We start from the raw sequence: 1,084 nt of genomic DNA, 5'->3' as shown, positions 1-1,084 counted from the left end.
TACTTATGATTCACAAAATAGACTTACTCATTTCACTAATGTAAGTGGAAATACAGCAAGATTATTTTATGATAAAAATGATAGAATAATAAAACAAGTATTTCCAAAGCAATATGATAGTGAAAAAGATAATGGGGTAGGAACAACTTATTTTTATAATTTAAAAGGACAAGTAGTTGAAGTCAAAAATGCTTTAGGAGAAACAGTTACTAAAAATACGTATGATCCAAAAGGGAATTTAAAAACTTCAGTGGATGGAGAAAATAATAAGGTTGAATATACTTATACATTATTAGGTCAAATAAAGGATGTTGTAACTCCAAATTCAAAGAAAGAAAATAAAAAAGCTCAAAGCTATAGCTATGATGCAAGAGGAAATATTACCGGAATTACTGATGGTAATGGAAATGAAACAAGTTATCTTTTAGACGACTGGGGAAGAATAATTCAAATAACAACTCCAGAAGGTGGAATAGAGAAATACACATATGACTATGCAGGAAATATAACTTCAACTACTGATGCAAACGGTGGAACTATTGAATACTTCTATAATAGTTTAGGACAAGTATGTGAAATAAAAGATCAAGAAGGAAATAGTGAATACTTCTATTATGATGAAGAAGGAAATTTAATAAAGCACATTGATAGAAATGAAAATCATGTTGATAGAAAATATAATATTGATAGAAATATAGTTTCAGTTGAAGCATATCAAATGGATGAGGATGCAATAGCTTTAGAAGCAAGAAAAGCTGAGGAAGATGAAAAGAAGGAAGAAGAGAGAATTTCAAATATCTCAATGAATCAAGCACCACGTCGTAGAAGCTTTACAGAAAGAATGAAAGAGAAAAAAGAAAGGCAAAAATTAGAAGAGCAAAATCATCAAATAACAGAAAATAATAACTCTAAATATGAAGCTAATGAATATGAAAAGTATAAGCTAAATGTAATAAGTCAAAGATTTAAATACAATCCAGATGGAACACTTAATAATGCATACACTGGAAATATGATGTATAATTACACATATAATGATGAAAAATTACTTGAAAGTAAGAGTGCATCAGGAAGAACCTTAATA

1 pseudogene is annotated in these 1,084 nt (G+C 28.5%); it reads left to right on the top strand.

Annotated elements, in window-relative coordinates:
• Positions 1-1,084: pseudogene (locus RGC78_RS16105) on the top strand (RHS repeat-associated core domain-containing protein); the annotation flags it as partial.

It is taken from the genome of Clostridium aquiflavi (assembly GCF_031344075.1).
Classification (GTDB): domain Bacteria; phylum Bacillota; class Clostridia; order Clostridiales; family Clostridiaceae; genus Clostridium; species Clostridium aquiflavi.
Note: the sequence above shows the minus strand (reverse complement) of the source record. Positions and strands in the feature narration are given on the sequence as shown.